The organism is Salinivibrio sp. MA351, from assembly GCF_001996065.1.
Lineage (GTDB): Bacteria > Pseudomonadota > Gammaproteobacteria > Enterobacterales > Vibrionaceae > Salinivibrio > Salinivibrio costicola.
In genome coordinates, this window is the sequence record NZ_MUFG01000003.1 from 55614 (window position 1) to 70645 (window position 15032).

General features: G+C 52.5%; 12 protein-coding genes. 6 read left to right on the forward strand and 6 right to left on the reverse strand.

Going from position 1 to position 15032, the window contains the following annotated elements:
* Nucleotides 1-27: 27 nt before the first annotated feature.
* The gene (gene oxyR / locus BZG78_RS02755) at nt 28-936 is read right to left on the reverse strand and encodes a DNA-binding transcriptional regulator OxyR (protein ID WP_025744252.1); all 909 of its coding nucleotides are present in this window, start codon (nt 934-936) and stop codon (nt 28-30) included.
* Nucleotides 937-1083: 147 nt separating this feature from the next.
* Here oxyR and BZG78_RS02760 point away from each other — a divergent pair, with 147 nt between their 5' ends.
* From BZG78_RS02760 to BZG78_RS02770, 3 genes are all read left to right on the forward strand, one after another.
* Nucleotides 1084-1815 carry a glutathione peroxidase gene (locus BZG78_RS02760; protein WP_077660323.1) on the forward strand — a complete coding sequence of 244 codons (732 nt, stop codon included), beginning with the start codon at nt 1084-1086 and terminating at the stop codon, nt 1813-1815.
* Nucleotides 1816-1867: 52 nt separating this feature from the next.
* Nucleotides 1868-3319, forward strand: a complete 1452-nt coding sequence (locus BZG78_RS02765) for a dihydrolipoyl dehydrogenase (RefSeq protein ID WP_077660324.1) — start codon at nt 1868-1870, stop codon at nt 3317-3319.
* A gap of 162 nt (nt 3320-3481) precedes the next feature.
* Complete coding sequence (locus BZG78_RS02770) at nt 3482-3721, forward strand: DUF3624 domain-containing protein (RefSeq protein ID WP_025744249.1); 240 nt, start codon at nt 3482-3484, stop codon at nt 3719-3721.
* Between the two features lie 18 nt (nt 3722-3739).
* Here the strand turns inward: BZG78_RS02770 and argH are convergent, their stop codons facing one another.
* The 4 genes from argH to argC are packed head-to-tail and all read right to left on the reverse strand — an operon-like array spanning nt 3740 to nt 8728.
* Entirely contained in the window at nt 3740-5626 is a 1887-nt protein-coding gene (gene argH, locus BZG78_RS02775; protein ID WP_077660325.1) for an argininosuccinate lyase, read from the reverse strand.
* 35 nt (nt 5627-5661) lie between these two features.
* Complete coding sequence (locus BZG78_RS02780) at nt 5662-6873, reverse strand: argininosuccinate synthase (RefSeq protein ID WP_069361869.1); 1212 nt, start codon at nt 6871-6873, stop codon at nt 5662-5664.
* A 55-nt stretch (nt 6874-6928) separates the two neighbouring features.
* The gene (gene argB / locus BZG78_RS02785; RefSeq protein ID WP_077461542.1) at nt 6929-7708 is read right to left on the reverse strand and encodes an acetylglutamate kinase; all 780 of its coding nucleotides are present in this window, start codon (nt 7706-7708) and stop codon (nt 6929-6931) included.
* Nucleotides 7709-7717: 9 nt separating this feature from the next.
* Nucleotides 7718-8728, reverse strand: coding sequence for an N-acetyl-gamma-glutamyl-phosphate reductase (gene argC, locus BZG78_RS02790; protein WP_077660326.1), 1011 nt, complete (start codon nt 8726-8728; stop codon nt 7718-7720).
* Between the two features lie 541 nt (nt 8729-9269).
* Between argC and ppc the strand changes: the two genes are divergently transcribed.
* The 3 genes from ppc to BZG78_RS02805 all read left to right on the forward strand — a co-directional run bounded on the left by ppc (nt 9270) and on the right by BZG78_RS02805 (nt 13974).
* Complete coding sequence (gene ppc, locus BZG78_RS02795; protein WP_025744245.1) at nt 9270-11903, forward strand: phosphoenolpyruvate carboxylase; 2634 nt, start codon at nt 9270-9272, stop codon at nt 11901-11903.
* A gap of 188 nt (nt 11904-12091) precedes the next feature.
* A complete protein-coding gene (locus tag BZG78_RS02800; protein ID WP_077660327.1) occupies nt 12092-13369 on the forward strand; it encodes an O-acetylhomoserine aminocarboxypropyltransferase/cysteine synthase in 1278 nt (425 codons plus the stop codon).
* A 56-nt stretch (nt 13370-13425) separates the two neighbouring features.
* Complete coding sequence (locus BZG78_RS02805; protein WP_077660328.1) at nt 13426-13974, forward strand: PadR family transcriptional regulator; 549 nt, start codon at nt 13426-13428, stop codon at nt 13972-13974.
* A gap of 96 nt (nt 13975-14070) precedes the next feature.
* Here the strand turns inward: BZG78_RS02805 and metF are convergent, their stop codons facing one another.
* A complete protein-coding gene (gene metF / locus BZG78_RS02810) occupies nt 14071-14970 on the reverse strand; it encodes a methylenetetrahydrofolate reductase (protein ID WP_025744244.1) in 900 nt (299 codons plus the stop codon).
* Nucleotides 14971-15032: the final 62 nt, after the last annotated feature.

Genomic DNA, 15032 nt, shown 5'->3' on the forward strand with positions numbered 1-15032 from the left:
TTGTCACCTCAATGCCAGTATCTTGTGTTAGCGGTGATTTAAGCCGCTCATTATCGCGGTCATCTGGCCACCAATGGCGTCCGCAAGCTGTTCATATCGTCCTCGTAACGGCGAGCCAGGGCGATAATCGAGCGTGATTTGTCGCGACGGTGTCGGTGACGTAATGGGGATATACACCACACCATCGCGTTTATCGGCAGGCACGGACAGCTGAGGCAATAAGGTAATCCCACTTCCTGCGGCCACCATGTTGCGTAACGTTTCTAGGCTGGTCGCGCGGAAACGTTGATCCTCTTGCGCACCGACTTTAAAACAAAAGCCCATGGCTTGATCGCGCAAACAGTGGCCATCGCCCAGCATCAACAAGGTTTCCCCGTCTAACACATCAAGCGCAACTTCAGCACATTCCGCCAACCGGTGCTTTTCGTTGACCGCAAGCAACATCGGTTCATCATAGAGTGGCAGCTCTTTAAGGTGCTGTGTTTCTTCGACAGAGGCCAAGATAACGCAATCGAGCTTGCCTTCTTCCAATTGCTGAACCAGTTGCTGGGTTTGTCCCTCATGAATAAACAGCTCTAAATCTGGGAAACAATCTCGCAGCATCGGAATGATTTTGGGTAATAGATACGGCCCCACGGTGGGAATAAAGCCAATATGTAGGGGGCCGGTCATACTTTCACCTTGCTCACTGGCCAATTCGGTTAAAATTGTGACTTCCCGCAATACGTTACGTGCTTGCTGTACTAACCTCATACCGGCATCGGTGAACAAAACCCGACGACTGGTACGCTCAAGTAAGCTGACGCCGAGTTCATCCTCCAGTTTACGAATTTGGCCACTCAAGGTCGGCTGGCTGACAAAGCAAGCCTCAGCGGCTTTGCGAAAATGTCGGTGTTCAGCCAACGCAACCAAATACTCCAAGTCACGAATGTTCATCGTTGTCTCTTCTATAGGGGATAACTATCAAAACCATAGCATCAAGCGATTAGAGCTATCAATCTTATTTAGCAATACTAGACCCATCAAAACACAGCGAGTCACTTCTCGCTTAACAACTTTAATTGAAAACAAAAGGAACGATTCATGACAGCAACCAAAGAAGGCCAGTCAGTACCACAAGTAACCTTCCGCACTCGCGAAGGCGATCAGTGGAAAGACGTCACCAGCGATGACATCTTTGCCAACAAAACCGTCATTGTGTTCAGTCTGCCAGGCGCGTTCACCCCGACGTGTTCTTCTTCGCATCTGCCACGCTATAACGAGCTGTACCCTGTCTTTCAACAACACGGCGTTGATGACATCGTTTGTGTCTCGGTCAATGACACCTTTGTAATGAACGCATGGAAAGCCGACCAAGATGCTGACAACATCCATGTGCTACCTGATGGTAACGGTGAATTCACCGATGGCATGGACATGCTGGTTGACAAAAATGATCTTGGCTTTGGCAAACGCTCATGGCGCTACAGCATGCTGGTGAAAAACGGCGTGGTCGAAAAAATGTTTGTTGAGCCAAACGAACCAGGTGACCCGTTCAAGGTCTCTGATGCCGACACCATGCTGGGCTATATTGCTCCTGAGCATAAACTGCAAGATTCGATCACCGTGTTTAGCAAGCCAGGCTGCCCATTCTGTGCCAAAGCAAAACAAGCACTGATCGATGAAGGACTTCAGTTCGAAGAAATTATCCTCGGTAAAGATGCCACCACGGTCTCTTTACGCGCAGTCACCGGCCGTGCCACGGTGCCACAAGTATTTATCGGTGGCCGTCACATCGGTGGCAGCGAAGAGCTCGACACTTACCTAAACCAGTAATCCGCTGTTTGGGCGGCAGCCTTGCCGCCCGTTATTTTCCCAGGAGAAAGCAATGAAAACATTAACGGTTGATGTGGCTGTGATTGGTGGCGGGACCGCCGGACTCGGTGCCTATCGCGCGGCAAAAGCACAGGCAGATAGCGTGGTGATGATTGAAGGCGGCCCGTATGGCACCACCTGTGCACGTGTTGGCTGCATGCCATCCAAACTGTTAATTGCGGCCGCCGAAGCGGCGCACCATATCGATAAAGCGCCCGGTTTTGGTGTCTACCCAGGCGGAAGTACCGAGATAAATGGTCGTGAGGTAATGGATCGGGTTAAACGCGAGCGTGATCGCTTTGTCGGCTTTGTATTGGAAAGTGTCGACGACATCCCCGCTCAAGACAAAATCGATGGCTATGCACGTTTTGTCGATGATCATACCTTGATGGTTGACGATCACACCACTATCCATGCTGACCGAATTGTGATTGCGACCGGCTCACGTCCGAGCTGGCCAGAGGCCTGGAATCACCTCGGTGATCGTTTGGTGGTCAACGATGATATTTTCGAATGGGATGACTTACCTGAATCGGTTGCCGTGTTTGGTCCGGGCGTGATTGGCCTTGAACTGGGTCAAGCGTTACACCGCCTCGGTGTCGAGATGACTATGTTTGGCGTCGGCGGCCAAGTGGGTCCACTCACCGACCCAGACATCATGGCATATGCGGATAAAACCTTCAGCGAGGAGTTTTATCTCGATGCCGATGCCAAGGTTGAAGAGATGATCCGTGAAGGTGATAAGGTCCAAATCCGTTACCGCGACAAAAACGGCGAGAGCCAGTTGCGTTGGGTTGATTACGTGGTCGCCGCCACCGGTCGTCGCCCCAATGTCGACAAACTTAACCTTGACGCGACGAGCATCAAAGTGGACGCACGCGGTGTCCCAGTGGCCGATAGCTACACCCTGCAAACCACCGCAGCGCATATTTTTATTGCCGGTGATGCTAACAACCAAATTCCACTGCTGCACGAAGCGGCTGACCAAGCCAGAATTGCCGGTGACAACGCGGGGCGCGGCAAAGATATCCGTGCGGGACTACGCCGTAGCAAGCTATCCGCGGTCTTCTCCGATCCACAAATTGCGATGGTGGGCGAAAGCTATAAAGCAATTACCGATCGTCTCGGCCCATGTGGCTGTTTTGAAATCGGTGTGGTTTCCTTTGAGGGACAAGGTCGCTCACGGGTCATGCTACGCAATAAAGGCTTATTGCATGTTTATGCCGAGCAAGGCACAGGGCGTTTCTTGGGCGCAGAAATGATTGGGCCGAACGCCGAGCACTTAGCGCACTTACTCGCCTGGGCTCACCAAAACCAAATGACCATTTCGCAAATGTTGGATATGCCCTTTTATCACCCAGTGATTGAAGAAGGGGTACGTACCGCACTGCGTGATGTCAACGCCAAACTCAAACTCGGCCCAGAGATGATCAAACACTGCATGGATTGCGGCCCAGGCTGCTAATTCACTGTCCTTTTCGCCGAACTCTCGGCGCTTTACAGGCAATGCCTGTTGCTTCCCCAAGCACTTGCTTACCTTTTGCCCTCCTTCGCGGAGGGCTTTTTTGTATCCAACGACTCACTGCGCCACAATGGCGTATCGCCCTCACTGACCAAGAGAGCCCATATGGCTTGTAAATATTGTCAATCTGGCATTTGGAAGCAGAAGTTAGGACGCTGCACGCGTTGTATGACCCAACTTGCTGTCATTTCTGCCATACTTTGGCCGTTTTGGTGGTGGGCCTATGCCGACACGCCACGGCAAGTTGAATCGATCGCATTACTGTTCGCCGCTGGCAGTGCCAGCGCACTGCTGCTGCTTCATTTGCTGATTTATCCGTTTCGGCGCAACAGAAAGCGGCCCTAAAGCCGCCCCACACTTTTTTTACTCAACCGCTGCATGTGAGAAGGTCGAGATCGTCGCCGGCCCCGTAATGTTATAGGTCAGAGCCACTTCGTCACAGGCATGAAAGCGCGGACAGATTTCACAATCTTTCATCACTTTCTCTGGCAATTGCGATTTCGACACTGGGGTAAAGCCTAATTGGGTGAAAAACTCGGGCACCCGGGTGAGGACAAAGACTTGCTCGATCGCCATTTGCTTGGCTTTTTTAATCAAGTGCATCATCAATGCCGTACCGTGACCTTGGCGCTGCCAGCCCGCTTCAACCCCTAAGGAGCGAATTTCTGCCAGCCCTGAGTCGTAAATATACAGCGATCCGCAACCGGTCAAATCCCCTTGATGCTCAGATACCGCAAACAGGCCAATATTGCGCACTAATTCATGACGGTCGCGCGGTAAGTTCTCCCCCAATTTCGCCCAATACACCACCATGCCTTCAATGGTATCGAGGTCGGTGAGTCTTGCCGAGCGTACCGTGACTTTGGGGGTAAAGCGCTTATCCAAGCGCTTTTGCGCTTCTTGAATAGCAAAGCTGACCTGCTCAGGCGCCACCCCACCGAGTGCCCGACGCTGGGCCAGGCAGGATTCAATCGTGAGCATGGCATACACATCATCTTCAATCACCGGCGAGAATTGCTGCAAGGTTTCTAGCGGCAGCGCTTCCAGCGCACACCCTTGCTCAATGGCTGACACCACCGCCACGCCAACAATATGGTGCGCTTCACGGAACGGGATCCCTTTGCTCACCAAATAATCGGCCAGCTCGGTCGCATTGGCATGACCTTGCTGCGCCGCTTGCAAGGTTTTGTCTTTATGGATGGTGATGCCTTCAAAGCACAGGGCCGCCATGTCTAAGCAGTCATGCCAGGTGTCCATGGCATCGAATAGCCCTTCTTTGTCTTCTTGCATGTCCTTGTTGTAGGCCAGCGGCAAGGCTTTCACTGTCATCATCATTGCCGACAAGGAACCATACACCCGACCCGTTCGACCACGTATCAGTTCTAACGCATCGGGGTTTTTTTTCTGTGGCATCAGCGACGAGCCTGAGGTGACGGTATCGGCCAGCTCGATAAACCCGGACTCGCCCGAGTTATAGAAGATCATGTCTTCGGCCATCCGTGACAGATGCAACATCGACATGGATGCAGCAGACATCATCTCCATCACATGATCGCGGTCCGAGACCGAATCCAAACTATTACGGGTGGCCCGTCTAAATCCCAGGTTTTGTGCCAAGGCATCGCGATCAATCGGGTACGCGGTGCCTGCCAGCGCCCCAGATCCTAACGGGCAGGTATCTAGGCGACTAAGCGCATCTTGCAAACGCGTGGTATCACGCTCAAACATCTCCAGATAGGCCAGACACCAATGGGCAAAGGTCACCGGTTGTGCACGCTGCAAGTGGGTGTAGCCAGGCAGCACGGTACCATGGTGCTGACCCGCCACATCCACCAGCTGCTGCTGAAGCTTATCGAGAGACAGCAAGATTTGCTGCCCCTGCTGGCGACACCACAGCTTGAGATCCGTGGCCACCTGATCGTTGCGTGAGCGTCCGGTATGCAGCTTTTTGCCCAAATCCCCGACTTTATCGATCAGTTGCTGCTCGACCCAGCTGTGAATGTCTTCAGCCTCTGAGTTTAAGATCTGCTCAGGGTTTTCCATCACCGACAACTTGAGCTCGTTAAGTGCGAGCTCTAATTGCTGTTGCTCGTCTTCACTCAGCACGCCCACTGAACGCAAGGCTTTCGACCAAGCAATGGAGCCCACAATGTCTTGCTCTGCTAAGCGATAGTCAAAGCGCAGCGAATCATTAAACGCTTGAAACCGTTTGTCTGCTGCTTGACTAAAGCGTCCGCCCCATAATGCCATGCTGTCTCTCCTTACTGCTCACGATGCTTTTTTAATTAGGATTGTTTTTGTTTGTTCAGTGTCCGAATCCGGCTCGACAGCGAATACAAACGGATAAAGCCTTCGGCGTGGCTGTGATCGTAGACGTCATCATCACCAAAAGTGGCAAAGTCTTCCGAGTACAAGCTATTGGTCGAGCGCTTTTGTACCACCGTCGCTTGCCCTTTATAGAGTTTGATCACCACCTCGCCCGTTACCGGCGCGGCAAGGGAATTGGCAGCGGCAACAATCGACTGACAAAGTGGCGTAAACCAACGCCCATCATAAATCAGGTGAGAGGCTTTTAAACCGAGCTCCTCACGGAACTGATAACTCTCTTTATCTAGCACCAATTGTTCAACGCCGCGCAGCGCTTCCATGATGATGGTGCCACCCGGGGTTTCGTAGCAGCCGCGGGATTTCATCCCCACCAAACGGTTCTCAACGATATCAATCCGTCCCACGCCATGTTCGGCACCTTTGTCATTCAATAGCGTTAGCACGTCATAAGGCGACATGGATTCACCATCGACCGAGACCACTTCCCCGCTTTGTACTCCCAAGGTGACAAACTCGGGCGTATTGGGCGCCTCTTCCGGCGCGACAGTCCATACCCAGCAATCTTGGTTGGCCGCCGTCCAGGTATCTTCTAACACGCCGCCTTCGGTTGAGACGTGCCAAGCATTGGCATCACGTGAATAGATTTTCTCAAGGCTCGCCGTGCACGGAATATCACGGGCGGCCAAGTAATCGAGCAGGGCTTCACGACTGGTGAGATCCCACTCACGCCAAGGCGCAATCACTTTCAGCTGCGGCGCCAGCGCGGAGAAGGTGCTCTCAAAACGGACTTGATCGTTCCCCTTTCCGGTACAGCCGTGGCAAAGCGCATCCGCGCCGACCTCGAGGGCGCACGCGACCTGCGCTTTGGCAATGATAGGACGCGCCATCGAGGTGCCAAGTAGGTACTTGCCTTCATACACCGCACCGGTTTTCAGGCTGGGATAAATATAATCCGCTACCATTTCGTGTTTTAGATCGGCGATAAAACACTGTGATGCCCCCGAAGCGAGCGCTTTTTGCTCAATGCCTTCGAGCTCTTGTTCGCCTTGACCGACGTCGGCGACAAAGGCGACGACTTCACAGTCATAGTTTTCTTTTAGCCAGGGAATGATGGCCGAGGTATCCAATCCACCCGAATAGGCCAGTACCACTTTGTTGACTTTGCTCATCTTGCTCTCCTTAAATCATGATGCGACGGTTTGAGTAGCGTCGTTATACGTCTTATTAACTGGCGCTAAACCGGGTGCCGATTTGCTGGCCATCGAATAATTGGGTGAGTTTTTCTGGGTAACGCCAAGTGGCAATCTCCACCGGTTTACCCAGTTCGCGGGCGGCGGCAAACGCCGCGTTGACCTTGACCACCATGCCATCGGTGATCACGCCTTTTTCTATCAGGTGTTGCGCATCCAGCTCGGTCAAACAGGGCAGTAGATGGCCTTTGCCATCCAATACACCACTGACATCCGACAGCAGCACTAGCTCCGCCCCGAGGGTGGTAGCCACCGCGACCGCTGCTTGATCGGCATTAACGTTCATCAGCTCACCTTGGTCACTGATGCCAATCGAGCTAATAATGGGGACACAATCAGCGGCCAGTACCGCCTGCAGCAGGCTGGGATCGCCGGCGCTGGCTTCTCCCACCGCACCCAGCTCAGGGTCCAGCTGGCTGACCTGACACAGGCCACCGTCGGCCAAGCTCAAGCCACAGCTTTTAATGTTTGCTTTACGTGCTTGGGCTAACAGCAACTTGTTTGCTGTCCCTGCCAACGCACCGGTGACATAATCAATCTGGTCGGCGGGCGTGACCCGTAAGCCTTGGTTTTTGACACTGGTGAGGTTGAGCTTTTTGAGCAGATCATCGACCAAGTAACCGCCACCATGCACCAGCACTAACGGGCGCTCCGCCTCACTGCGATAGGTATTGATCGCGCCGAAAACCTTGGCGAGGGTCTCGCTGCAGCTCAGTGCCGCGCCGCCTAATTTAATCACTAATGGCGTTTTCATCCGTTTCTCCTAGACAATCGCGGTAGTTTCGGCAAAGCCAAACTTCAGGTTTAAACACTGCACGGCTTGGCTGGCCGCGCCTTTAAGTAAATTATCAATCGCACTGGTAAGGATCAGATGCCCATGCGCGGCCTGATAGCCAATATCGCAAAAGCCGGTATGTTGCACCGCGTGTAGCTTGGCCACCTCACCGGCAGGAAGCACCCGTACCAAAGGCGCCTTTTGATAGGCGTGAGAGAGTGCCTGCCCCACCTCCGCCTCACTAACACCTGGCGCTAATTTGGCGGTAATGGTGGCAAGAATGCCGCGTTTGTAGCTGCCAAGGTGCGGGGTGAAAATCACCGGCGTATCTAGGTGTGCGGCAATCTCTGGCTGATGACGGTGAGAAAACACCCCGTAGGCATGCAGGCTCACTTCGCAAAAACTGTTGGTCAGACTCGCTTTGCGCCCCGCGCCCGTCACGCCGCTAGTGGCATTGATCACCGGCCACATTTGTTTATCCAACAAGCCTGCATCCAGCACAGGTTTGAGCGCTAATTGACTGGCGGTGGGGTAACACCCAGGTACGGCGACTAGCTGCGCTGCTTGCAATGCCTCACCCTGCCACTCGGCCAAGCCATACACGGCTTGCGCCAGCCATGTCGGCGATTGGTGCGCAAAACCGTAGTGTTCGGGATAAAAATCGGCTTGATTGACCCGATACGCCCCCGACAAATCAAACACCACGCAACCTTGAGCCAGAAAAACCGGCGCCAATTCATGACTGACCGCATGCGCGGTGGCTAAAAACACCACATCAGCTTGCTTGGCGACATCCTGTGGCGAGGACAATGGCATCAGTGGCATATCCACCACGCCACGCAGTTGCCCGTGCAACGCGCTCACAGGACGATTAGCGTCTTCACTGCCTGCCGAGACATATAAACCGGCCAAGTGCAATTGCGGATGGCGATGGACAAGGGCGACAAGCTCGGCTCCTGTGTAGCCACTGGCACCGACAATAATGGTGTTAAGTGTCATGGGTGTCTCTCTTTATGGATATTTAAGGCGTGCTGCGGGGCAGCAGAGTATCGAGGGCGTAGCGGATAGCCACGCAAAGCAGGCTAGCGTCGTCGAAGGGCAAGGATATTGTGTTTGGCGGTACCTAGTATNCCTAGTATCATGGTCGACTCGTCTTATAAAATATTTTTATTCATAAATAGTGAATGGTTATTTTTTATCGCATTCCCGTTTACCCGTCAACCCCAAAAAGCGTAAAAAATCACTTTTAATCTCTATTTATTCATATTAGAGCAATAATTCTATCTAACCATGCAAATAACACGGTCGTCATTTACGACAAAATCCCACGATGACGAGCGCGGAGAGACCCTCTAGAAGCTAGCAAACATGAAAGCTGAAACTTTTTTTCATCTTTTGAGGTGGCTCTATGATAAGCATCAAATCCGGTAGCCAGTTTTCGCGCTAACTTGCGGTTAAGTTGACCCGATCACGCAACATTCGCTAGATTGGGTCTTTACAGTCACAGTAGGATGTAACTTTGTTACAGAATGGATACGCTATGAACGAAAAGTACTCTGCCTTAAAAAGTAACGTCAGTATGCTTGGCCATCTGCTGGGCAACACCATTGAAGATGCCCATGGCCCCGCACTTTTAGAAAAAGTTGAGGAAATTCGTCAGCTCTCAAAATCGGCTGCAGCAGGTAATCAGGATGATCATGCTAAGCTGAAAACCGTGCTGCAAAACTTACCCGCAGACCAACTGCTTCCGGTCGCCCGCGCCTTTAGCCAATTTTTGAATCTGACTAATATTGCTGAGCAATACCATACGGTGTCGCGCCAATCTGACACCCATGAGTGTAGCCCCGATGCGATTGATAACCTGCTCCGACGCGTCAGCCAAGGTGAGATTGATGCCAATGACGCGCAGAAGGCGATCGCCGATTTAAAAATTGAGTTAGTCCTGACCGCGCACCCCACTGAAATTGCGCGCCGCACCACCATTCATAACTTGGTGCAAATCAATAAATGCTTATCCAAACTCGAGCTGAGCGACTATTTAGGCGCCGACGAGCGAGCCAAAACCGAGAAACGCCTTGAACAGTTGATTGCACAAGCCTGGCATACCGATGTGATTCGCCAAGAGCGCCCGACACCGCTCGACGAGGCCAAGTGGGGCTTCGCGGTGATTGAAAATTCATTATGGCAAGCAGTGCCCGCATTTTTACGCCAATTCGATCAGCAGCTTGAGAGCCACTTAGACATCAACTTGCCCATTGATGCCAAGCCAGTACAAATTTCCTCTTGGATGGGCGGCGATCGCGACGGCAACCCGTATGTCACCAGCGAGGTCACCCGTGAAGTGATGCTGCTTTCACGCTGGAAAGCCGCCGACCTGTATTTGCGTGATGTGCAAGATCTGATCAGCGAACTGTCGATGACTCAGTGTGATGACACCGTGCGCGAGATGGCCGGCGAGGCGCACGAACCGTATCGCGCGATCTTGAAAACGCTGCGCAGTCAGCTCAATCACACATTAAGTTATTTAGATGCCAAGCTGAAAGGCGAACGCACGTCATCACAGGGCATTCTGACCGACACCCAGCAGCTGTGGCAGCCATTACTGGCGTGTTATCAGTCACTCCACCAATGCGGCATGGGCATTATTGCCGACGGCAAGTTGCTTGATTTGCTTCGCTGCGTGCAATGTTTTGGCGTTCACTTAATCAAGCTCGATATTCGCCAAGAAAGCACTCGTCATGCCGATGTGCTCTCAGAAGTGACCCGCTATTTGGGGATGGGCGATTACGCGCAATGGAGCGAGCAAGACAAACAAGCCTTCTTGATCCGTGAATTGTCCTCGAAACGGCCGCTATTACCCCGTGATTGGACCCCGTCGGATGACGTCAAAGAAGTGATCGACACCTGCCGGGTGATTGCCCAGCAGCCGCGTGAAGCGCTTGGTGCCTATGTGATTTCAATGGCGAGGACCGCCTCGGACGTGCTGGCGGTACATTTGATACTCCAAGAAGCCGGCTGCCCATTCCGCATGGATGTGTGCCCGTTATTCGAAACCTTGGACGACCTGAACAACGCGGAATCAGTCATTGGCGAGCTCATGGCGATTGATTGGTACCGTGGCTTTACTCAGAACTTCCAAATGGTGATGATAGGCTATTCGGACTCAGCTAAAGATGCCGGGGTGATGGCAGCCGGTTGGGCGCAATATCGCGCCATGGAAGCACTGGTCAACTTATGCGATGACCAAGGGGTTGATCTAACTCTCTTCCATGGCCGTGGCGGCACCGTAGGCCGTGGCGGTGCGCCCGCCCATGCCGCCTTGTTGTCACAGCCCCCTCGTAGTTTAAAAGGTGGCCTCCGTGTGACCGAACAAGGCGAGATGATCCGCTTTAAACTGGGGCTGCCCGATGTCGCGGTCAACAGTTTGAACCTCTACACCAGCGCCATTTTGGAAGCTAACCTGCTACCGCCACCAGAGCCCAAACAAGAGTGGCGTGCGCTGATGGATACCTTGAGTGACATTTCTTGCCAAGCCTATCGCGATGTGGTTCGCGGCCATGAGCAATTTGTGCCTTACTTCCGCTCCACCACACCAGAGCTTGAGCTCGGTAAGTTACCACTGGGCTCACGCCCTTCTAAGCGCAACCCGCAAGGCGGGGTGGAAAGCTTACGGGCAATTCCTTGGATTTTCGCCTGGAGTCAAAATCGCCTCTTACTTCCGGCTTGGCTAGGCGCTGGACAAGCGATCGATCATGCCATTTCCAAAGGCCATAAAGCCCAGCTAGAAGAAATGTGTCGTGAGTGGCCATTCTTCTCCACCCGGCTTGGCATGCTGGAGATGGTGTTTACCAAAACCAACCTCGATATTGCCAAATACTATGATCAGCGTTTGGTCGATGAAAGCCTCTGGCCTTTGGGTGAATCACTCCGCGATCAATTACGCCAAGACATTCAAGTGATTTTGGCGGTGGAAAACAGCGATAACCTGATGGAGCAAAACCCATGGGGCGCTGAGGCGATTCGCTTACGTAATATTTACGTCGAGCCACTGAATATGCTGCAAGCTGAGCTGTTATACCGTACACGGCAATGTGAAGAGGACGATCAGTCGCTTGACGATGCCTTGATGATCTCCATCGCGGGCATTGCCGCAGGCCTGCGTAACACCGGCTAATCGACCCAAGCCGTACCCTCTGGTGCGGCTTTTTTTTGTATCAAGCAAGCAAATAGAAACCGACGCACACGCGAGATTTTTTATCCATAGCCACGTCTAAGGCTTGCTGTTACATTGATAGTATTATTACTATGGAAGGTCGCGGTGACGCGATTTAACAACGCAAAGGAAAACGCAAAGGAATTGCCATGAAAGACGAAACCCTCTCGATTCATCACGGTTATCAGACCGATCCGACCACCAAATCAGTCGCTACCCCCATCTATCAAACCGTCGCCTATGAGTTTGATAACGCCCAACATGGTGCTGATCTGTTTAACCTCGATGTGCCGGGCAATATCTATTCGCGGATCATGAATCCCACCAACGATGTATTAGAACAACGTGTGGCGGCATTAGAGGGCGGTATCGCAGGCCTATGCGTCAGTGCTGGCGCCGCGGCAATTACCTATGCAATCCAAACCCTGGCCAAGGCCGGTGATAACATTGTCGCCACACCACAGCTTTACGGCGGCACCTATACCTTGTTTGCTCATATGCTCCCCGAACAAGGCATTGAAGTACGTTTTGCCCAAAGTGACGACGCCAGTGCGATTGAAGCGCTGATTGATGCCAATACCAAAGCGGTGTATTGCGAATCAGTTGGTAATCCGGCCGGCAATATTGCCGATATCCCCGGTCTTGCCAAGGTTGCCCACGCGCACGGTGTCCCTTTGGTGGTCGACAATACCGTGGCCACGCCCGTGCTATGCAAACCGATTGAACATGGCGCCGATATCGTGGTGCACTCGCTAACCAAATACATTGGCGGCCATGGCACCACCCTAGGCGGTATGATCGTTGATGGCGGCACCTTTGATTGGGTGGCACATCAAGCCCGCTTCCCGCAATTTTCACAGCCCGAGCCGGCGTATCACGGCGTGGTCTATAGCGATACCTTTGGTCCGGCGGCATTTATTGCCCGCGCGCGTACCGTGCCTTTACGTAACAGCGGCGCCGCCTTATCGCCGATGAACGCCTTTATGTTGATGCAAGGTCTCGAAACCTTGAGCCTGCGTATGGAGCGTCACTGCGAGAATGCCAAAGCGGTGGCGGATTACCTTGCCAGTCATTCAGCGGTGGCATGGGTGAACTATGCCGGTCAACAAAATCATCCTCATTACCAACGTGCCCAGTCGCTTATCCGCGGTGGACTGCCCGCATCACTGCTGTCTTTCGGCTTAAAAGGTGGCTTTGATGAGGGGGTACAGTTTTATGATGCGCTGAATGTATTTAAACGCCTGGTCAATATTGGTGATGCTAAGTCACTTGCTTGCCATCCCGCCTCTACCACCCATCGTCAACTGAATGAGCAAGAGCAAGCGAAAGCCGGGGTGACCCCAGAAATGATCCGTCTTTGTGTCGGCATTGAGCATATTGATGACATCATTGCCGACCTTGAACAAGCATTGAGTGCAGTAAAATAGCCCGAGATAGGCGACTCATGCGAACCGATTGTCATAAATAAATGTGGATATAAAAGATGTCACTTCCCCATGTCATACTGACGGTACTCAGCAACTGCGAAGCCACGGGTTATGATATTACCAAGGCGTTTTCTACCACTATCAGTAATGTGTGGAAAGCCAGCCATCAACAGGTATATCGTGAACTGACTAAGCTCGCCGAGCGAGGCGCTGTGACCTATCGACTTGAGCCGCAAGTCGGCAAACCAGATAGAAAAGTCTATGCTATCACCCCTGTCGGCACCGAGGTGTTAGAGGCGTGGTTTATCCAAGCGCCTAAGCTGGCCCCGCCTCGCGACGAGTACGTCGCACGCCTACTCAGCTGTGAGGTCTTGGATCCCGCGCCGATGCTCGAGCATATCAATAACTTGATTGCGGAATCACAACAACTACTTAATCATTATGCTCTGCTTGAGCAGCGTGATTACGGTCAATCCACATCATTAACGCAACAGCAACGCCTCATGCGATTAGCATTACGACGCAGCATTCATCAACGTCGCGCTTGGATGGCCTGGGCGCAAGAAGTGCGCGATGAGCTTACGATGCTGGCGGCCAGCGCCTAATCAAAACAATAAACACAACTCGCAACCTAGGCGCCCCACGAAACGGGGCGCTTTTTTTGGCTCAAGGTAAACCGGTTTAGCGGTTTAGCGGTTTAGCTAAGGTGCGACAGCCAATGGGCGAACCCCCAAAGTATGGCAAAGTGCATAGGTCAATTCGGCCCGGTTGAGGGTATAAAAATGAAAATCTTTTACCCCTTCACGGCTGAGTACGCGCACCATATCGATAGCAATCGAAGCACCGACCATCTGCCGGGTCACAGGGTCATCCTCAAGACCTTGATACTGTTTGTGCATCCACTGTGGGACACGCACATGCGTCATTTGCGCAAACCGAGAAGCCTGCTTAAAGTTGGAGACGGGCAAAATCCCCGGCACAATCTCGACATCAATCCCCGCCGCCACACAGCGGTCACGAAAACGTAGGTAGCTTTCCACATCAAAGAAAAACTGGGTAATGGCACGACTGGCACCGGCATCGACTTTCCGTTTCAGATTAATGAGGTCCGCTTGCGCACTTTTCGCTTCCGGGTGCACTTCAGGATAAGCGGCGACAGAAATATCAAAGTCATGTTCTTCTTTGAGCAACCGCACCAAGTCCGCCGCATACATAGTCGGCTTTTTCTCCGGCGACGGTAAGTCTCCGCGCAAAGCCACAATGTCACGAATACCATTTTGCCAGTAGTCACGGGCAATATGGCGCAGCTCATCTTCAGTGGCATCGATACAGGTTAGATGGGGCGCCGCCGCGACCCCCGTTTGATCATGAATACTTTTCACGATGTCATGGGTGCGATCACGCTCACCAGAATTGGCGCCATAAGTCACTGACATAAACTTAGGTTTAAGCCCTTTGAGGCGATGCACGGAATTCCAGAGGGTTTCTTCCATACTGGGCGTGCTGGGCGGAAAAAACTCAAATGAGACGTTAATATCACCGTCTAAGTCGGCAATATTCTGATTAAGTGCATCAATGTGGCCTGCGTGCGTATAGCTCATACCCTCTCCCTGCAACCGGTTTTATTCGCGATGATGTGCGTTTTTGGTTTATACGTTTAGAC